The sequence below is a fragment of the Streptomyces sp. NPDC048604 genome, assembly GCF_043199435.1.
Lineage (GTDB): Bacteria > Actinomycetota > Actinomycetes > Streptomycetales > Streptomycetaceae > Streptomyces.
On the sequence record NZ_JBICVX010000018.1, the window covers coordinates 1 to 19,133 of the forward strand.

A 19,133-nucleotide genomic window follows, 5' to 3' on the forward strand; every position below is an offset into this window, starting at 1 on the left:
CACACCCCGTCGGCCCGCTGCGTTGTCAGTGGCAGGCGCTAGCCTGCACAAACAGATGAGCGAGGGAGGGCCTTGGTGCGGGTACTGGGGGTGGACCCGGGGCTGACCCGGTGCGGCATCGGCGTCGTCGAGGGCGTCGCGGGCCGCCCGCTGACCATGCTCGGCGTCGGCGTCGTCCGTACGCCCGCGGACGCGGACACCGGCGCCCGCCTGGTCGGCATCGAGCGCGGCATCGAGGAGTGGCTCGACCGCTACTCGCCCGAACTGGTCGCCGTGGAGCGGGTGTTCAGCCAGCACAACGTGCGTACGGTGATGGGCACCGCCCAGGCCAGCGCCGTGGCCATGCTCTGTGCCTCCCGACGCGGGATCCCCGTCGCACTGCACACCCCCAGCGAGGTCAAGGCCGCCGTCACCGGCAGCGGCCGGGCCGACAAGGCCCAGGTCGGCGCGATGGTGACCCGGCTGCTGCGACTGTCCGCCCCGCCGAAGCCGGCCGACGCGGCCGACGCCCTGGCGCTCGCCATCTGCCACATCTGGCGCGCCCCCGCCCAGAACCGCCTCCAGCAGGCGGTCGCCCAGCACGCAGCGAAAGGCCGCACCTCATGATCGCGTTCGTCCGCGGACCCGTCGCCGCCCTCGCCCCCACGACCGCGGTCGTCGAGGTCGGCGGGGTCGGCATGGCCGTCCAGTGCACCCCGGACACCCTGGCCGGGCTGAGGATCGGTCAGGAGGCCCGGCTCGCCACCTCCCTGGTGGTCCGTGAGGACTCGCTGACGCTGTACGGCTTCGCCGACGACGACGAGCGCCAGGTCTTCGAACTGCTGCAGACCGCCAGCGGCGTCGGGCCCCGGCTCGCCCAGGCCATGCTCGGCGTGCACCGGCCCGACGCGCTCCGGCTCGCCGTCTCCACCGGCGACGAGAAGGCGCTGACCGCGGTGCCGGGCATCGGCAAGAAGGGCGCGCAGAAACTCCTCCTCGAACTGAAGGACAAGCTCGGCGCCCCGCTGGGCACGGGCGCGACGAGGGCGGTCGCAGCGGGCCCGGCGCCGTGGACGGAGCAGCTCCACGCGGCCCTGATCGGCCTCGGCTACGCGAGCCGCGAAGCGGAGGAGGCGGTCGAGGCGGTGACCCCGCAGGCGGAGGAGGCGATCGCCGCGGGCGGTTCGGCCCCGGTCCCGCAGCTGCTGAGAGCTGCCCTGCAGACCCTGAACCGAGCGCGCTGAGGCACCGCGGTCGCTCCCGCCCCCCCCGGTACCCACCGACCACCGCACCACCACCGAGATAGGCACACCACGTGAACTGGGACGACGAGACGGACACCGGCACCGCCGCCGAGCGGCTGGTCGCGCCCGCCGCCGACGGTGAGGACCAGGCCGTCGAGGCCGCCCTGCGTCCGAAGGACCTGAGCGAGTTCGTCGGCCAGGAGAAGGTCCGCCAGCAGCTCGACCTCGTGCTCAAGGCCGCCCGCCAGCGCGGCGCCACCGCCGACCACGTCCTGCTCTCCGGCGCTCCCGGCCTCGGCAAGACCACCCTCTCCATGATCATCGCGGCGGAGATGAACGCCCCGATCCGGATCACCTCCGGCCCCGCCATCCAGCACGCCGGCGACCTCGCCGCGATCCTCTCCTCCCTCCAGGAGGGCGAGATCCTCTTCCTCGACGAGATCCACCGGATGTCCCGGCCCGCCGAGGAGATGCTCTACATGGCGATGGAGGACTTCCGCGTCGACGTGATCGTCGGCAAGGGCCCCGGCGCCACCGCCATCCCCCTGGACCTGCCGCCGTTCACCCTGGTCGGCGCCACCACCAGGGCCGGCCTCCTGCCGCCCCCGCTGCGCGACCGCTTCGGCTTCACCGCGCACATGGAGTTCTACGAGCCGCACGAACTGGAGCGCGTCGTCCGCCGCTCCGCCGGACTCCTCGACGTCGAGATCGACACCGACGGCGCCGCCGAGATCGCCGGCCGCTCCCGCGGCACGCCCCGTATCGCCAACCGGCTGCTCCGCCGCGTCCGCGACTACGCGCAGGTCAGGGCCGACGGCCGGATCGACCGCGAGATCGCCGCCGCGGCCCTCGCGGTGTACGAGGTGGACGGCCGCGGCCTGGACCGGCTGGACCGCGCGGTCCTGGAGGCGCTGCTGAAGCTGTTCGGCGGCGGCCCGGTCGGCCTGTCCACCCTCGCGGTGGCTGTGGGGGAGGAGCGCGAGACGGTCGAGGAGGTCGCCGAGCCCTTCCTCGTACGGGAGGGTCTGCTGGCGCGCACGCCGCGTGGCCGGGTCGCCACTCCGGCGGCCTGGGCGCACCTCGGACTGCAGCCGCCGCAGCCCGGGACCTCGGGAAATCCGGCCGCCGGGCCGGGAAGCGGACAACCGGGGCTCTTCGGGGCGTGACGGCCCGGTGACGGCGCGGAGGCTCGCCGGACGAGGAACCAATGGGGGATGCTGGGCGTTGTTCCATCGATGCGGACTCGCCTAGACTCCGCCGATGCCGCCCTTATGGTCGGCGCACCCACCCCCGAAGATCAGGCCGCGGAATCGCCGCGACCATGCGAAGGATTTCCGTCCCGTGAATAACATCGGCATGCTCCTCCCGTTCATCGTCCTCATCGGGGCCATGTTCCTGCTGACCCGCTCTGCCAAGAAGAAGCAGCAGCAGGCCGTGGAAATGCGCAACCAGATGCAGGAAGGCTCCGGCGTCCGCACGATCGGGGGGATGTACGCCACCGTCAAGGAGATCAGCGAGGACACCGTTCTCCTGGAGGTGGCGCCCGGCGTGCATGCCGTCTACGCCAAGAACGCGATCGGCGCGGTTCTCTCCGACGACGAGTACAACCGGATCGTGCACGGCGAGACCGACGGCGACGACAGTGACATCAAGATCACCGCCGACGCTGTACCGGATGACGTCTCCTCGCTGACCGAGAAGGACGACGCCTCCGACGCCAAGACCGACCTGACCAAGAAGGCGGAGCCGGCCGAGGCGGGCGCCGAGGCCGAGGTCAAGGACGGCAAGGCGGACGGCGACACCGACGCGAAGTAGTCGCAGCCGGGGACCGCGGGCGCGCCCCCCGGCGAGCCCGCGGTCCCCGGACGGTGTCTACGACTGCGGGGGCAGGTCCCCACACAACATCGTGGCCGCGCGCGCACACCCGGCGCGGGCGGTTGGACAGGGAGAATCGACAAGGTGGCAGCACCGAAGAAGGGCCGAAGGCCGGCGGGGGGACAGGGCAGCCCGGGACGTGTCCTGGTCATGTTCCTGATCGCCATGGTCGCGCTCACCGGCGGGATGTTCTGGTCGGGTCACACCACACCGCGACTGGGCATCGACCTCGCGGGCGGTACGACGATCACGCTCAAGGCGAAGGCGGAACCCGGTAAGGAATCCGCCGTCAACGAGACCAACATGAACACCGCGGTCGGCATCATCGAGCGCCGTGTGAACGGTCTGGGCGTCTCCGAGGCCGAGGTACAGACCCAGGGCCGCGAGAACATCGTCGTCAACATCCCGCGCGGGACGAACGAGAAGCAGGCCCGTGAGCAGGTCGGCACCACCGCCCAGCTCTACTTCCGCCCGGTCCTGACCGCGCAGCAGCAGGCCATGGACCCGAAGGCGACGCCGTCCGCGTCCCCCTCCGGCTCCCCGTCGCCGAAGCCTTCGGCCTCCGGCGCGACCGCCGACAAGGGCAAGGGCGAGAAGGACGGCAAGGCCACCGCCACGCCCACGGCGAGCGCCACCACCCAGGGCCGGCCGGTCTCCGAGGCCCTGAAGGCCCCGAGCCCCACGCCGACCCCGACGGGCAAGCCGAAGGCGTCCGAGACGCCGAAGGCGCCCGCGAACGGCGAGGCCGCGCTCCAGCAGAAGTTCGCCACGCTCGACTGCACCGACCCGGAGCAGCGCGTCGCGGCCGGCAAGAGCGCCAAGCCCACCGAGTCCACCGTCGCGTGCAGCACGCCCGAGAACGGCGTCGTCGAGAAGTACATCCTCGGCCCGGTCGAGGTGGACGGCAAGGACGTCGACGACGCCAAGGGCGCCTTCGACCAGCAGCGCGGCATGTGGATCGTCCAGATGCAGTTCACGGACGCCGGCGCCAAGAAGTTCCAGAAGATCACGGGCCGGCTGGCCCAGCAGCAGGACCCGATGAACCGCTTCGCGATCGCGCTCGACGGCGAGGTCGTCTCGGCCCCGTCCGTGCGGCAGACGCTGAGCGCCAGCGCGGAGATCTCCGGCAACTTCACCCAGGAGTCCGCGCAGGACCTCGGCAACATCCTGTCCTACGGTGCCCTGCCGCTGTCCTTCGAGACCCAGAGCGTCGACACCGTCACCGCCGCCCTCGGCGGCGAGCAGCTCCAGGCGGGTCTGATCGCGGGCGCGATCGGTCTGGCCCTGGTCGTGCTCTACCTGGTGATCTACTACCGCGGCCTGTCGCTGATCGCGCTGCCGAGCCTCCTGGCCTCGGCGATCCTCACGTACGTGATCATGGCGCTGCTCGGCCCGGCCATCGGCTTCGCGCTGAACCTGCCGGCCGTCTGCGGCGCCATCGTCGCCATCGGCATCACCGCGGACTCGTTCATCGTGTACTTCGAGCGCATCCGGGACGAGGTCCGCGAGGGCCGCACGCTGCGCCCGGCCGTCGAGCGCGCCTGGCCGCGGGCCCGACGCACGATCCTCGTGTCCGACTTCGTGTCGTTCCTCTCCGCCGTGGTGCTCTTCGTCGTGACCGTCGGCAAGGTCCAGGGCTTCGCGTTCACCCTCGGTCTGACCACCCTGCTCGACGTGGTCGTGGTCTTCTTCTTCACCAAGCCGCTGATGACGCTGCTCGCCCGCACGAAGTTCTACGGCAACGGGCACCCCTGGTCCGGTCTGGACCCGAAGCGCCTCGGGGCCAAGCCCCCGCTGCGCCGTTCGCGTCGTGCCTCCGGCCCGGCCGCCGGCCCCGTCGACCCGAAGGAGGCGTGAGATGGCGAAGCGCGACAGCTTCAGCGCCCGGCTCAACCGCGGTGAGGTCGTCTACGACTTCATCGGCAACCGCCGGATCTGGTACGGCATCTCGGTCCTGATCACCATCACGGCGATCGCGGCCCTGGCCGTCCGCGGCCTGAACATGGGCATCGAGTTCCAGGGCGGCGCGGTCTTCACCACGCCGAAGACCGAGGTCTCGGTCTCCCAGGCCCAGGACTACGCCGAGGAGGCCTCCGGCCACGACGCGATCGTCCAGAAGCTCGGCGGTGGCGAGCTGCGGATCCAGGTCGGCGGCGTGGACACGGCGAAGTCCGACCAGATCCGCGAGGACCTGGCCAAGGACCTGAACATCCCCGAGTCGCGGATCGCGGCCGAGCTGGTCGGTCCCAGCTGGGGCGAGCAGATCGCCACGAAGGCCTGGACGGGCCTCGGGGTCTTCATGATCCTCGTGGTGATCTACCTCGCCATCGCCTTCGAATGGCGGATGGCGGTGGCGGCCCTGGTCGCCCTGATCCACGACCTCACCATCACCGTCGGCATCTACTCGCTGGTCGGTTTCGAGGTCACGGTCGGCACGGTCATCGGTCTGCTCACGATCCTCGGCTACTCGCTCTACGACACGGTGGTCGTCTTCGACTCCCTCAAGGAGCAGACGAAGGGGATCACCAAGCAGACCAGGCACACGTACAGCGATCTGGCGAACATCTCGATCAACAGCACCCTGATCCGGTCGATCAACACCACGGTCGTGGCGCTGCTCCCGGTCGCCGGTCTGCTGTTCATCGGCGGCGGCGTGCTCGGCGCGGGCATGCTGAACGACATCTCGCTGTCGCTGTTCGTGGGTCTGGCCGCCGGCGCCTACTCGTCGATCTTCATCGCCACACCGCTGGTCGCGGACCTCAAGGAGCGCGAGCCGGCCATGAAGGCGCTGAAGAAGCGGGTGCTCGCCAGGCGGGCCGCCGCGGCCGCCAAGGGCGAGTCCGTGGACGCGGACCCGTCGGACGAGTCGGACGACTCGGTCGAGGACGCCGTCCCGGCCGCCGTGGTCGGCCAGCGCGGCCGCCGCGGCCGCTCCTCGGACGGACGGCGATGACCGAGCAGGTGACCGACCCGCGCGCCCTGCTGCTCAGCAGGATCCGCGACGTCCCGGACTATCCGAAGCCGGGCGTGCTGTTCAAGGACATCACGCCGCTGCTCGCGGACCCCGTGGCGTTCACGGCGCTGACCGACACGCTCGCCGAGCTGTGCCTGAGCAACGGAGCGACGAAGATCGCGGGCCTGGAGGCCCGCGGCTTCATCCTCGCCGCTCCGGTCGCCGTCCGCGCCGGCCTGGGCTTCATCCCGGTCCGCAAGGCCGGCAAGCTGCCCGGGGCCACGCTGAACCAGGCGTACGAGCTGGAGTACGGCACCGCCGAGATCGAGGTGCACGCCGAGGACCTGACCGCGGACGACCGCGTCATGGTCATCGACGACGTCCTCGCCACCGGCGGCACCGCCGAGGCGTCCCTCCAGCTCATCCGCCGCGCCGGCGCCTCGGTCGCGGGCGTCGCGGTCCTGATGGAACTGGGCTTCCTGCCCGGCCGCAGCCGCCTGGAGCCCGTCCTGGACGGCGCTCCGCTGGAGGCGCTGATCACGGTCTGAGCCGCGCGGCACGCGCTGCCCGCACAGGGGCGCTCCGGGACTCCCGGGGCGCCCCTGCGCGCTGTCCGGGGGCCGTGCGCCCCGGGTGGCCGGAATCGCGCGGTGGGCTCAGGGGGCGGACGCGTGCGCGTGGCGGCGGGTGGGTCGATACCATGGGTTTTCCGGGCCTGACCGGGGGACCCGGATCCCACGAGGAGCGCTCTTGCCAGACGAGGCCAAGCCACTCTCCGCCGCGCAACCCGACCCGCAGGCCGCGCAGGCCGCGGCGGGGTCCGCCACGCCACAGAACAAGCCCGCGGAGAACCGGCCGGCGCCCGACCGTGCGCCGGTCGCGCCCGCGCCGCTGGCGCCCCGGCCCACGCCGAGCCCCGCCGCCCGGCCGGGCGGCTCCTCGAACCGCGTAAGGGCCCGCCTCGCCCGGCTCGGCGTGCAGCGCTCGTCGCCGTACAACCCGGTCCTCGAACCGCTGCTGCGGATCGTCCGCTCCAACGACCCCAAGATCGAGACGGCGACGCTCCGCCAGATCGAGAAGGCGTACCAGGTCGCCGAGCGCTGGCACCGCGGCCAGAAGCGCAAGAGCGGCGACCCGTACATCACGCACCCGCTCGCCGTCACCACCATCCTCGCCGAGCTGGGCATGGACCCGGCGACGCTGATGGCGGGCCTGCTGCACGACACCGTCGAGGACACCGAGTACGGCCTCGACACCCTGCGCCGCGACTTCGGCGACCAGGTCGCCCTGCTCGTCGACGGCGTCACCAAGCTCGACAAGGTCAAGTTCGGCGAGGCCGCCCAGGCCGAGACCGTGCGCAAGATGGTCGTCGCCATGGCCAAGGACCCCCGCGTCCTGGTCATCAAGCTCGCCGACCGCCTGCACAACATGCGCACCATGCGCTACCTCAAGCGCGAGAAGCAGGAGAAGAAGGCGCGCGAGACCCTCGAGATCTACGCGCCGCTCGCCCACCGCCTGGGCATGAACACCATCAAGTGGGAGCTGGAGGACCTCGCCTTCGCGATCCTCTACCCCAAGATGTACGACGAGATCGTCCGGCTCGTCGCCGAGCGCGCACCCAAGCGGGACGAGTACCTGGCGATAGTGACCGACGAGGTGCAGAGCGATCTGCGCGCCGCCCGGATCAAGGCCACCGTCACCGGCCGGCCGAAGCACTACTACAGCGTCTACCAGAAGATGATCGTCCGCGGCCGTGACTTCGCGGAGATCTACGACCTGGTGGGCATCCGTGTCCTCGTCGACACCGTCCGCGACTGCTACGCGGCCCTCGGCACCGTCCACGCGCGATGGAACCCGGTCCCCGGCCGGTTCAAGGACTACATCGCGATGCCGAAGTTCAACATGTACCAGTCGCTGCACACGACGGTCATCGGACCCAACGGCAAGCCGGTCGAGCTGCAGATCCGCACCTTCGACATGCACCGCCGAGCCGAGTACGGCATCGCCGCGCACTGGAAGTACAAGCAGGAGGCCGTCGCCGGCGCCTCCAAGGTCCGCACCGACGTGCCCAAGTCGTCCGGCAAGGGCAAGGACGACCACCTCAACGACATGGCGTGGCTGCGCCAGCTGCTCGACTGGCAGAAGGAGACCGAGGACCCGGGCGAGTTCCTGGAGTCGCTCCGCTTCGACCTGTCGCGCAACGAGGTCTTCGTCTTCACCCCCAAGGGCGATGTCATCGCGCTGCCCGCCGGCGCGACCCCCGTCGACTTCGCGTACGCGGTGCACACCGAGGTCGGCCACCGCACCATAGGCGCCCGGGTCAACGGCCGTCTCGTCCCGCTGGAGTCCACCCTCGACAACGGCGACCTCGTCGAGGTCTTCACCTCCAAGGCCGCAGGCGCCGGCCCGTCCCGCGACTGGCTGGGCTTCGTCAAGTCCCCGCGGGCCCGCAACAAGATCCGCGCCTGGTTCTCCAAGGAGCGCCGCGACGAGGCGATCGAGCAGGGCAAGGACGCCATCGCGCGGGCCATGCGCAAGCAGAACCTGCCGATCCAGCGGATCCTCACCGGCGACTCGCTGGTCACCCTCGCCCACGAGATGCGCTACAGCGACATCTCCTCGCTGTACGCGGCGATCGGCGAGGGCCATGTCACCGCCCAGTCCATCGTGCAGAAGCTGGTCCAGGCGCTCGGCGGCGAGGAGGCCGCCACCGAGGACATCGCCGAGACCGCGCCGCCGACCCGCGGTCGCACCAAGCGCCGCTCCAGCGCCGACCCGGGCGTGGTGGTCAAGGGCGTCGAGGACGTCTGGGTGAAGCTGGCCCGATGCTGCACCCCGGTGCCGGGCGACCCGATCGTCGGCTTCGTCACCCGCGGCAGCGGCGTCTCGGTGCACCGCGCCGACTGCGTCAACGTCGAGTCGCTGTCCCGGGAGCCGGAGCGGATGCTGGACGTCGAGTGGGCGCCGACCCAGTCCTCGGTGTTCCTCGTCGCCATCCAGGTCGAGGCGCTCGACCGCTCGCGACTGCTCTCGGACGTCACGCGGGTGCTGTCCGACCAGCACGTCAACATCCTGTCCGCGGCGGTGCAGACCTCCCGCGACCGGGTGGCGACCTCGCGGTTCACCTTCGAGATGGGCGACCCGAAGCACCTCGGCCACGTCCTGAAGGCGGTGCGCGGCGTGGAGGGCGTGTACGACGTCTACCGCGTCACCTCGGCCCGCCGGCCGTAGCAGCGCGTACGAGGAAGGGCCCCCGGGATCGTGTCCCGGGGGCCCTTCCTCGTACCGTCAGGGGCACTCAGCCGCCGAACTCCTCCAGGCCCTTCAGCGCCTGGTCGAGCAGCGCCTGGCGGCCCTCAAGCTCCTTGGCGAGCTTGTCGGCCTTGGCGTCGTTGCCCGCCGCACGGGCCGCGTCGATCTGCTTCTGCAGCTTGTCGACCGCGTCCTGCAGCTGCCCGGTCAGACCCGCGGCGCGCGCCCGCGCCTCCGGGTTCGTCCGGCGCCACTCGGCCTCCTCGGCCTCCTGGATCGCCCGCTCCACCGCGTGCATCCGGCCCTCCACCTTCGGGCGGGCGTCGCGCGGCACGTGGCCGATGGCCTCCCAGCGCTCGTTGACGGTCCGGAAGGCTGCGCGGGCCGCCTTCAGATCCGTCACCGGCACCAGCTTCTCGGCCTCGGTCGCGAGCTCCTCCTTCAGCTTGAGGTTCTCGGTCTGCTCCGCGTCCCGCTCGGCGAAGACGCCGGAGCGGGCCGCGAAGAACACGTCCTGGGCGCCGCGGAAGCGGTTCCACAGGTCGTCCTCGAACTCGCGCTGGGCCCGGCCGGCGGCCTTCCAGTCCGCCATCAGCTCGCGGTAGCGGGCGGCCGTCGCACCCCAGTCCGTGGAGTTCGACAGCGACTCCGCCTCGGCGACCAGCGCCTCCTTCGCCTTGCGGGCGTCCTCGCGCTGGGCGTCCAGCGAGGCGAAGTGGGCCTTGCGGCGCTTGGAGAAGGCCGAGCGGGCGTGCGAGAAGCGGTGCCACAGCTCGTCGTCGGACTTGCGGTCCAGCCGCGGCAGGCCCTTCCAGGTGTCCACCAGAGCCCGCAGCCGCTCGCCGGCGGCCCGCCACTGCTCGCTCTGCGCCAGCTCCTCGGCCTCGACGACCAGCGCCTCCTTGGCGTGCCGGGCCTCGTCGGTCTGCTTGGCCTTCTGGACCTTCCGCTCCTCGCGGCGCGACTCGACCGTCTCCACCAGCTTGGCGAGCCTCTTGCCCAGCGCGTCCAGGTCGCCGACGGCGTGGTGCTCGTCGACCTGCTGGCGCAGGTGCTCGATGGCGGTCATGGCGTCCTTCGCCGAGAGGTCGGTGGTCTTCACCCGACGCTCGAGGAGGCCGATCTCGACAACCAGGCCCTCGTACTTGCGCTCGAAGTAGGCCAGTGCCTCCTCGGGAGTGCCGGCCTGCCAGGAGCCGACGACCTTCTCGCCATCGGCCGTACGCACGTACACGGTGCCCGTCTCGTCGACGCGGCCCCACGGGTCGCTGCTCACAGCGCCTCCTCCACCTGATGCCCTGCGAAGGGGTTGTGCCCCCCGGGCATCGTCCACAGTTTCGCGGCGGGTCTCGCCCGCCCTCCACAGCGCGAAATCCCTTCCGCGCTGCACAACGCCAATCTAGGCGACCGGCCGCCCGGCTGTCCGCAGTCAGCGCGAGCGAAGTTCACCGGTTCACACCTTGCGGACCGCGGCCTTCTCCACGGTGACGGCCAGCTTGGGCGCGCCGTCCTGGGCCCCGCCCTCGACGCCGCCGGCCGCGATCTCCTTCACGACCTCCAGGCCGGCCTTGTCGATCGTGCCGAAGGGGGTGAACTGCGGGGGCAGCTTGGTGTCCTTGTAGACCAGGAAGAACTGGCTGCCGCCGGTGTTCGGCTGCATGGTGTTGGCCATCGCGACCGTGCCGGCCGGGAAGGTCACCGTGCCGTCCGCACCGGCCTTGCCCAGCGCCGTGAGGTTCTCGTCCGGGATGTTGTAGCCGGGGCCGCCGGTGCCGTCGCCCTTCGGGTCGCCGCACTGGAGCACGAAGATGTTCTGCGTCGTGAGCCGGTGGCACTTCGTGCCGTCGAAGTACTTCTTGTCCGCGAGGTGCTTGAAGGAGTTCACGGTGTGCGGGGTCTTCGCCGCGTCCATGGCGACGGACACGGTCCCGCGGTTCGTCTTCAGCTCCATCGAGTACTTCGCCTTGGAGTCGATCGCCATCTTCGGCTCGGGCGCCTTCGACTCCGAGGGCTCCGGCGGGGTCGGCGTGGGACTTGCCGAGGCCGCGTCGTCGTTCTTGTCGCCGCCGGTCATCGCGACCGACGCGTACACGGCGCCTCCGGAGGCGAGCACCACGGCCAGACCTGCGGCGACCACGCTGTTGCGCCGCCGGTTCCGGCGGCGCATCTCCTCACGCCGCTGCTGCTGCCGCGCGTACTTCTCCCTGGCGAGCTGCCGCCGCCGCTGATCGCTGTTGACCACCGGGTCGCTCCTTGTCGGTTCGCTGGTTCCTGTCCTGGCCGGGTGTGCCCGTACCGTATACGGGTTGGCTGTGGGATGAGCAGCGCCGGTAGGCTCTGATCTGCTGCATTCCGCTCTGCCGCAAGCTCGTGCCGGACGACACACTAAGGACGATCGTGCTGATTGCCGGGTTCCCCGCCGGGGCCTGGGGGACCAACTGCTACCTGGTCGCCCCCGCCGCAGGCGAGGAGTGCGTGATCATCGACCCGGGCCACCAGGCCGCCCAGGGAGTCGAGGAGACGCTCAAGAAGCATCGGCTCAAGCCCGTCGCCGTGGTCCTCACCCATGGCCACATCGACCATGTCGCCTCCGTCGTGCCGGTCTGCGGCGCCCATGACGTACCCGCGTGGATCCACCCCGCCGACCGGTACATGATGAGCGACCCCGAGAAGGCGATCGGCCGCTCGATCGGGATGCCGCTGCTGGGCGAGCTGACCGTGGGAGAGCCGGACGACGTCCGCGAGCTCGGCGACGGCAGCAGCCTGGAGCTGGCCGGACTGGAGTTCTCGGTCGCGCACGCGCCCGGTCATACAAAGGGGTCGGTGACCTTCCGGATGCCCGAGACGACGGAGATCCCGTCGGTGTTCTTCTCGGGCGACCTGCTGTTCGCCGGCTCCATCGGACGCACCGACCTCCCCGGCGGTGACATGGACGAGATGCTCGAATCGCTGGCCCGCGTGTGCCTGCCGCTCGACAACTCGACCGTGGTGCTGTCCGGACACGGTCCCCAGACGACCATCGGCCAGGAGCGCGCCACCAACCCCTATCTGCGGCAGGTGGCCGCCGGCCTCGGGAGCGTGGACGCTCCCCGACGAGGAATGTGACGAGAGACTTCCGTGAGCACCTTCAAGGCCCCCAAGGGCACGTTCGACCTGATCCCGCCGTTCTCCGCGACCTATCTGGCCGTCCGTGACGCCATCTCCGCGCCGCTGCGGACCTCGGGCTACGGCTATGTCGAGACCCCCGGCTTCGAGGACGTCGACCTCTTCGCCCGCGGCGTCGGCGAGTCGACCGACATCGTGACCAAGGAGATGTACACCCTCACGACCAAGGGCGGCGCCAACCTGGCGCTGCGCCCCGAGGGCACCGCCTCCGTGCTGCGCGCGGCCCTGGAAGCCAACATGCACAAGGCCGGCGGACTGCCGGTCAAGCTCTGGTACTCGGGCTCGTACTACCGCTACGAGCGCCCGCAGAAGGGCCGCTACCGCCACTTCTCGCAGGTCGGCGCGGAGGCCATCGGCGCCGAGGACCCGGCGCTCGACGCCGAGCTGATCATCCTGGCCGACCAGGCGTACCGCTCCCTGGGCCTGCGCCAGTTCCGCATCCTGCTGAACTCGCTGGGCGACAAGGAGTGCCGCCCGGTCTACCGCGAGGCCCTGCAGGGCTTCCTGCGCGGTCTCGACCTGGACGAGGAGACCCGCCGCCGCATCGAGATCAACCCGCTGCGGGTGCTCGACGACAAGCGCGCCGAGGTCCAGGAGCAGCTCGCCGACGCGCCGCTGCTCAAGGACTACCTGTGCGAGGGCTGCAAGGCGTACCACGCGGAGGTGCGCGAGCTGCTGACCGCGGCGGGCGTGGTCTTCGAGGACGACGTGAAGCTGGTCCGGGGCCTGGACTACTACACCCGCACCACCTTCGAGTTCGTCCACGACGGTCTCGGCTCGCAGTCCGCGGTGGGCGGCGGCGGCCGCTACGACGGCCTCTCCGAGATGATCGGCGGCCCGGCGCTGCCGTCGGTCGGCTGGGCCCTCGGCGTGGACCGCACGGTCCTGGCCCTGGAGGCGGAGGGGATCGAGCTCGACATCCCCGCGGCCACCAGCGTCTTCGCGGTGCCCCTGGGCGAGGAGGCCCGCCGGGTTCTGTTCGGCGTGGTCAACGAGCTGCGCAGGGCGGGTGTGGCGACCGACTTCTCGTACGGCGCCAAGGGTCTGAAGAGCCACATGAAGAACGCCAACCGCTCCGGCGCCCGCTTCACGATCGTGGCCGGCGAGCGCGACCTCGCCTACGGCGTCGTCCAGCTGAAGGACATGGAGTCCGGCGAGCAGGAGCCGGTCGCCCTGGACAAGCTGGTGGAGACGATCACGTCCAAGCTCGCCTGACCGCACGCACCCGAGGGCCCGGCCGCATCCCGCGACCGGGCCCTCGGCGTGCCCCGGGCCGACCGTCGGCCGGTCGCACTTATGTCCATCGAACGGTGGACGGAGGGGCGGGTGCGGCAGAATGACCGTGCCCATCTGCTCGCGACGACCATGGAACGGCGAAATGACGAGTGCTGCGCTGGACGACGTGTCCGACAAGGGGAGCTCCGGCACGATCGGTGCGAGCCGGGCGTTCGCCTGGATGCTGGTGATCACAGGGGCGGCCGGACTGCTCGCCGCGTGGGTCATCACGATCGACAAGTTCAAGCTCCTCGAGGACCCGAACTTCACCCCGGGCTGCAGCCTGAACCCGGTGGTGTCCTGCGGGAACATCATGAAGAGCGAGCAGGCCTCGGCGTTCGGCTTCCCGAACCCGATGCTGGGGCTCGTGACCTACGCGATGGTCATCGCGATCGGCGTCGCGCTGCTGGCCGGGGCCCGGTACCGGCGCTGGTACTGGCTGGGGCTCAACGCCGGCACCCTGTTCGGCGTCGGGTTCTGCACCTGGCTCATGCAGCAGTCGCTGTACGAGATCAACGCGCTGTGCCTGTGGTGCTGCCTGGCCTGGGCCGCCACCATCGTCATGTTCTGGTACGTGACCTCGCACAACGTCCGCAAGGGCGTCATCCCGGCGCCGGGCGGCGTGCGCACCTTCTTCGACGAGTTCACCTGGATCCTGCCGACGCTGCACATCGGCATCATCGGCATGCTGATCCTGACCCGCTGGTGGGACTTCTGGACCAGCTGATCCCGCCCGGCCCGGGCCGGACTGTCAGTCGGCTCGCTTAGGCTTCCTTGCGTGGAGCCCGACCTGTTTACCGCCGCCGCCGAAGAACGCCAGGAGAAGGACCCGGCCAGCAGCCCGCTGGCCGTGCGGATGCGCCCGCGCACCCTCGACGAGGTCGTGGGCCAGCGGCACCTGCTCAAGCCCGGCTCCCCGCTGCGGCGCCTCGTGGGGGAGGGCGGCGGCCCGGCCGGGGCCTCCTCCGTGATCCTGTGGGGCCCGCCCGGCATCGGGAAGACCACGCTGGCGTACGTGGTCTCCAAGGCGACCGACAAGCGGTTCGTGGAGCTCTCCGCGATCACCGCCGGCGTCAAGGAGGTCCGCGCGGTCATCGACGGCGCACGCCGGGCCGCCGGCGGCTACGGCAAGGAGACCGTCCTCTTCCTCGACGAGATCCACCGCTTCAGCAAGGCCCAGCAGGACTCGCTGCTCCCCGCGGTGGAGAACCGCTGGGTCACCCTCATCGCGGCCACCACGGAGAACCCGTACTTCTCCGTCATCTCGCCGCTGCTCTCCCGCTCGCTGCTCCTGACCCTGGAGCCGCTCACCGACGACGACCTGCGCGACCTGCTGAAGCGCGCGCTCACCGAGGACCGCGGCCTCGGCGGGGCGGTCACCCTCCCCGACGACGCCGAGGCGCATCTGCTGCGGATCGCCGGCGGCGACGCCCGCCGGGCGCTGACCGCCCTGGAGGCCGCCGCGGGCGCGGCGATCGACAAGGGCGAGCCGGAGATCACGCTCGCCACCGTCGAGGAGACCGTCGACCGGGCCGCGGTGAAGTACGACCGGGACGGCGACCAGCACTACGACGTGGCCAGCGCCCTGATCAAGTCGATCCGCGGCTCGGACGTGGACGCGGCCCTGCACTACCTGGCCCGCATGATCGAGGCGGGGGAGGACCCCCGGTTCATCGCCCGCCGGCTGATGATCTCGGCCAGCGAGGACATCGGCCTCGCCGACCCCCACGCCCTGCCGATCGCCGTCGCCGCCGCCCAGGCCGTCGCCATGATCGGCTTCCCCGAGGCGGCGCTGACCCTCAGCCACGCGACCATCGCGCTGGCCCTCGCCCCCAAGTCCAACGCGGCGACCACCGCCATCTTCGCCGCGCAGGCGGACGTCCGGGGCGGCCTGGCCGGCCCCGTACCACCGCACCTGCGCGACGGCCACTACAAGGGCGCCGCCAAGCTCGGCCACGCCCAGGGGTACGTGTACCCGCACGACGTCCCCGGCGGCATCGCGGCCCAGCAGTACGCCCCGGACGCGGTGCACGGCAAGCGGTACTACGAGCCCACCCGGTACGGCGCCGAGGCCCGGTACGCGGACGTGGCGGAGAAGGTGCGCGAGCGGCTGAGGGGCGACGGCGGCTGACCCCCGAGCCTCCGGGCCCCGTGCACACCGCCTCCGCGGAGCCGGTACACTCGTGCGGAGTGCTGCGTCCCGTGTCCGGCCCCGTGCCGGCGACACCAGAGCGGGACAGTCAGCCGGAACACCGCCTCCGGGCGGAGTTCCAGGAGCGTCGCGCACCTTCGAAGGTGTCGCGTGCCACCCACCACCCCCCGGGTCTCCCGGGACCGGCGGTGGGTCGTTCGCGTGCTGCACGTACGTGCCCAGACCAGGGAGCGGCTGCCCGGCAGGTCCGTCAGGACCCGCGGGGTTTCCCGGCTGCGGATGCGACCTCCTCTAACCACTGGTGAAGCCGTATTCGCACAGATAGAGAGGTTGGTTCATGCCGAACCAGTCCCGCCCCAAGGTCAAGAAGTCGCGTGCCCTCGGCATCGCGCTGACCCCGAAGGCCGTCAAGTACTTCGAGGCCCGCCCCTACCCGCCGGGCGAGCACGGCCGTGGCCGCAAGCAGAACTCGGACTACAAGGTCCGTCTGCTCGAGAAGCAGCGCCTGCGCGCCCAGTACGACATCAGCGAGCGCCAGATGGCGCGCGCCTACGACCGCGCCAAGAAGGCCGAGGGCAAGACGGGCGAGGCGCTGGTCGTCGAGCTCGAGCGTCGCCTCGACGCCCTGGTCCTGCGTTCGGGCATCGCCCGTACCATCTACCAGGCCCGCCAGATGGTCGTGCACGGTCACATCCAGGTCAACGGTGGCAAGGTCGACAAGCCGTCGTTCCGTGTCCGTCCCGACGACGTCGTGATGGTCCGCGAGAAGTCCCGCGAGAAGCCGCTGTTCCAGGTCGCTCGCGAGGGTGGCTTCGCCGCCGACGGTGAGACCCCGCGCTACCTCCAGGTCAACCTGAAGGCCCTGGCCTTCCGCCTGGACCGCGACCCGAACCGCAAGGAGATCCCGGTCATCTGCGACGAGCAGCTGGTCGTCGAGTACTACGCCCGCTGATCTTCCTCAGCGAGCAGTAGTAGCTCACAGCGGTTTCAGCCCGCCGTCTCCCCGCCCTTCAGGGTGGGGGAGCCGGCGGGCTTCCGCGTCTCCGGGACCCTCGTACGGAACGGCCGTGGCGTCTGCGTCCCGCGCGCGCCGACGGCCGGCGCCCGCCGGCCCGCCAGCGCCCGGTCCACCACCTCGTCCAGCGACAGCTCCCTTCCCGCCCGCGCCGCCGCCGCGTACCGGTCGGGACCGAGCAGCTCGCTCGCCTGCCGCTCGCACAGCTCCCGCGGCCCGCCGAAGTTCGCCGAGCCGAACAGCGGCACCCCGACCGAGTCCCACACCGGGGCCGCCGCCCCCTGCAGCACCGCCGCCTCCGCCGGATCGCCCTCGCTCGCCGTCACCAGGGCGAGCAGCTCGATCGCCAGGACCAGCCCCACCAGATCGTGGAAGGTGTGGTCGATCGCGATGCACTCGGCGAGCAGCGCCCGCGCCTCGCCGAAATCGCCGCGCGCCCAGGCCGCGTACGCGAGCACATACAGGGCGTACGCCTTCGTCCAGCGCTCCCCGCGCTCCTCGCAGATCTCCCGCACCTCGGCGACCAGCAGCAGCGCACCCTCCAGGTCCCCCTGGAAGATCCGGGTCATCGCCAGCTCGACCTGCCCCATCAGCACATTGCTGTTGAGCTCGCCCAGCTCCCGGTAAGCGTCGAGCGCCCGCCGCATCAGCTCCTCGGCCCGCGGCATGTCGTCCGACAGCAGCGCCAGACAGCCCATCCGGTGCGTCGCGTACGCCTCCGCCACCCGGTCCCCGGCCAGCCGGGCCCGTTCCCCGCACTCGTGCAGCGCCGCGACCGCCGCCGCGTCGTCGCCCTGCAGGATCGCCACGTACCCCAGCACCCACAGCGGCTTCAGCCGCGCGTCGTGCTGACCGTGCGGCCCGGCCGGCTCCGGCTCCGGGGCGAGCGCCCGGTCCAGCCAGTGCCGGCCCTCCGCGAGCCGGCCGCAGCCCGCCCAGTAGAACCACAGCGTGCCCGCCAGGTGCAGCGCCAGATGCCCGTCCTCAGGCTGCTCCAGGCAGAGTTCCAGGGCGGCCCGCAGATTCGGCAGCGCCGCGTCCGTGGCCGCCGCGACCTCCGCCTGCCGGGGGCTGAACCACTCCAGCTCGCACCAGGTCGCCAGGCCCATGTACCAGTCCCGGTGCCGCCGCCGCATCCGCTCGGAGTCCCCGAGCGCGGCCAGCCAGTGCGCCCCGTACGCGGCGACCGTGTCCAGCATCCTGAAGCGCGGGCCCGCCGGGGTGTCCTCGCGCACCACCAGGGACTGGGCCAGCAGCCCGCCCAGCACGTCGAGCACCCGTTCCGTGGGCAGGCCGGCGCCCCCGCACACGTACTCCGTCGCCTCCAGGTCGAACGGCCCGGCGAACACCGACAGGCGCGCCCACAGCAGGCGCTCCTCCGGGGTGCACAGCTCGTGGCTCCAGCCGATCGCGGTCCGCAGCGTCTGGTGCCGGGGCAGCGCGCCCCGGGCCCCGTCGGTCAGCAGCCGGAACCGGTCGTCCAGGCGCTGCAGCATCTGCTGCACGGTCAGCAGCGGCAGCCGGCCCGCGGCCAGCTCCAGGGCCAGCGGGATCCCGTCGAGCCGCCGGCACAGTTCGAGCACCCCGTCACAGGAAGCCCCCGCGCCCGCCGGCGCCGCCCCCGCACCGGCCGCCCGCGCCGCGAACAGCTCGACCGCGTCCTCGTCCGACATCGGCGCCAGCGTGAACACCGCCTCGCCGTCCACCCGCAGCGGCCGCCGGCCCACCGCGAGCACGGTCAGCCCCGGCGCCCGGCCGAGGAGCTCCCGCAGCAGCGGTGCGCACTCCTCCACCAGATGTTCGAAGCCGTCCACCACCATCAGCAGCCGCCGCTCCGCCAGGTGCTCGGCCAGCATCGCCCGCGGGCACCGGCTGGTGTGATCGGTCAGGCCCAGCGCCTCGGCCAGCGCGTGCTCCAGGACCGCCGGATCGCGCAGCCCGGACAGCTCGGCGAGCCGCACCCCGTCGCCGTAGCGTTTCTCCGTCGCGGCTGCGCACCGCAGTGCCAGCCGGGACTTGCCCACGCCGCCCATGCCGACCACGGTGACCAGGCGGAACTCCTCCAGCAGCCGCCGCAGTTCGCCCTGCTCCCCGGCCCGGCCCACGAACCGGTTGAGCTCCGCCGGAAGATTGCTCCGTCGCATGGGACACGGAGCGTACTCATTCGCACGCACTCCGTACAATCGGTTCGCCGAACCGCCCGTTCCGGGCCCCGCGCCGCCC

The 19,133-nt window shown here is 71.5% G+C and carries 16 protein-coding genes; 13 read left to right on the forward strand and 3 right to left on the reverse strand.

Features of this window, described 5'->3' with window-relative positions; all coding sequences use genetic code 11:
- The first annotated feature begins 75 nt into the window (after positions 1–75).
- The 8 genes from ruvC (at position 76) to ACGFMM_RS30015 (ending at position 9,282) form a co-directional block, all read left to right on the forward strand.
- Positions 76–606, forward strand: a complete 531-nt coding sequence (gene ruvC / locus ACGFMM_RS29980) for a crossover junction endodeoxyribonuclease RuvC (protein ID WP_393649607.1) — start codon at positions 76–78, stop codon at positions 604–606.
- Positions 603–1,223: a Holliday junction branch migration protein RuvA gene (ruvA, locus tag ACGFMM_RS29985; RefSeq protein ID WP_393649608.1), complete on the forward strand. Its 621-nt coding sequence runs from the start codon at positions 603–605 to the stop codon at positions 1,221–1,223. The genes ruvC and ruvA overlap by 4 nt, the downstream gene beginning before the upstream one ends.
- 71 nt (positions 1,224–1,294) lie before the next feature.
- Complete coding sequence (gene ruvB, locus ACGFMM_RS29990; protein WP_393649609.1) at positions 1,295–2,389, forward strand: Holliday junction branch migration DNA helicase RuvB; 1,095 nt, start codon at positions 1,295–1,297, stop codon at positions 2,387–2,389.
- Positions 2,390–2,579: 190 nt separating this feature from the next.
- Positions 2,580–3,038: a preprotein translocase subunit YajC gene (yajC, locus tag ACGFMM_RS29995; RefSeq protein ID WP_393649721.1), complete on the forward strand. Its 459-nt coding sequence runs from the start codon at positions 2,580–2,582 to the stop codon at positions 3,036–3,038.
- A 144-nt stretch (positions 3,039–3,182) separates the two neighbouring features.
- Entirely contained in the window at positions 3,183–4,955 is a 1,773-nt protein-coding gene (secD, locus tag ACGFMM_RS30000) for a protein translocase subunit SecD (protein ID WP_393649610.1), read from the forward strand.
- A gap of 1 nt (position 4,956) precedes the next feature.
- Positions 4,957–6,051 carry a protein translocase subunit SecF gene (gene secF / locus ACGFMM_RS30005; protein ID WP_393649611.1) on the forward strand — a complete coding sequence of 365 codons (1,095 nt, stop codon included), beginning with the start codon at positions 4,957–4,959 and terminating at the stop codon, positions 6,049–6,051.
- A complete protein-coding gene (locus ACGFMM_RS30010) occupies positions 6,048–6,599 on the forward strand; it encodes an adenine phosphoribosyltransferase (RefSeq protein WP_393649612.1) in 552 nt (183 codons plus the stop codon). Before secF ends, ACGFMM_RS30010 begins: the two co-directional genes overlap by 4 nt.
- A gap of 202 nt (positions 6,600–6,801) precedes the next feature.
- On the forward strand, positions 6,802–9,282 hold the full coding sequence (locus ACGFMM_RS30015) for a RelA/SpoT family protein (RefSeq protein ID WP_393649613.1): 2,481 nt from the start codon (positions 6,802–6,804) through the stop codon (positions 9,280–9,282).
- 67 nt (positions 9,283–9,349) lie between these two features.
- Here the strand turns inward: ACGFMM_RS30015 and ACGFMM_RS30020 are convergent, their stop codons facing one another.
- Positions 9,350–10,579: a DUF349 domain-containing protein gene (locus ACGFMM_RS30020; protein WP_393649614.1), complete on the reverse strand. Its 1,230-nt coding sequence runs from the start codon at positions 10,577–10,579 to the stop codon at positions 9,350–9,352.
- Positions 10,580–10,756: 177 nt separating this feature from the next.
- The gene (locus tag ACGFMM_RS30025; RefSeq protein WP_393649615.1) at positions 10,757–11,545 is read right to left on the reverse strand and encodes a peptidylprolyl isomerase; all 789 of its coding nucleotides are present in this window, start codon (positions 11,543–11,545) and stop codon (positions 10,757–10,759) included.
- 155 nt (positions 11,546–11,700) lie between these two features.
- On the opposite strand from ACGFMM_RS30025, the gene ACGFMM_RS30030 reads away from it, so the two are divergent.
- The 5 genes from ACGFMM_RS30030 to rpsD all read left to right on the forward strand — a co-directional run bounded on the left by ACGFMM_RS30030 (position 11,701) and on the right by rpsD (position 16,847).
- The gene (locus tag ACGFMM_RS30030; RefSeq protein ID WP_393649616.1) at positions 11,701–12,408 is read left to right on the forward strand and encodes an MBL fold metallo-hydrolase; all 708 of its coding nucleotides are present in this window, start codon (positions 11,701–11,703) and stop codon (positions 12,406–12,408) included.
- 12 nt (positions 12,409–12,420) lie between these two features.
- On the forward strand, positions 12,421–13,683 hold the full coding sequence (gene hisS, locus ACGFMM_RS30035; RefSeq protein WP_393649617.1) for a histidine--tRNA ligase: 1,263 nt from the start codon (positions 12,421–12,423) through the stop codon (positions 13,681–13,683).
- A 163-nt stretch (positions 13,684–13,846) separates the two neighbouring features.
- Positions 13,847–14,470: a vitamin K epoxide reductase family protein gene (locus tag ACGFMM_RS30040; protein WP_393649618.1), complete on the forward strand. Its 624-nt coding sequence runs from the start codon at positions 13,847–13,849 to the stop codon at positions 14,468–14,470.
- A 51-nt stretch (positions 14,471–14,521) separates the two neighbouring features.
- Complete coding sequence (locus tag ACGFMM_RS30045; RefSeq protein WP_393649619.1) at positions 14,522–15,874, forward strand: replication-associated recombination protein A; 1,353 nt, start codon at positions 14,522–14,524, stop codon at positions 15,872–15,874.
- A 358-nt stretch (positions 15,875–16,232) separates the two neighbouring features.
- Entirely contained in the window at positions 16,233–16,847 is a 615-nt protein-coding gene (rpsD, locus tag ACGFMM_RS30050; protein ID WP_393649620.1) for a 30S ribosomal protein S4, read from the forward strand.
- A gap of 35 nt (positions 16,848–16,882) precedes the next feature.
- Here the strand turns inward: rpsD and ACGFMM_RS30055 are convergent, their stop codons facing one another.
- Positions 16,883–19,054 carry an ATP-binding protein gene (locus ACGFMM_RS30055; protein ID WP_393649621.1) on the reverse strand — a complete coding sequence of 724 codons (2,172 nt, stop codon included), beginning with the start codon at positions 19,052–19,054 and terminating at the stop codon, positions 16,883–16,885.
- Between the last annotated feature and the right edge of the window lie 79 nt (positions 19,055–19,133).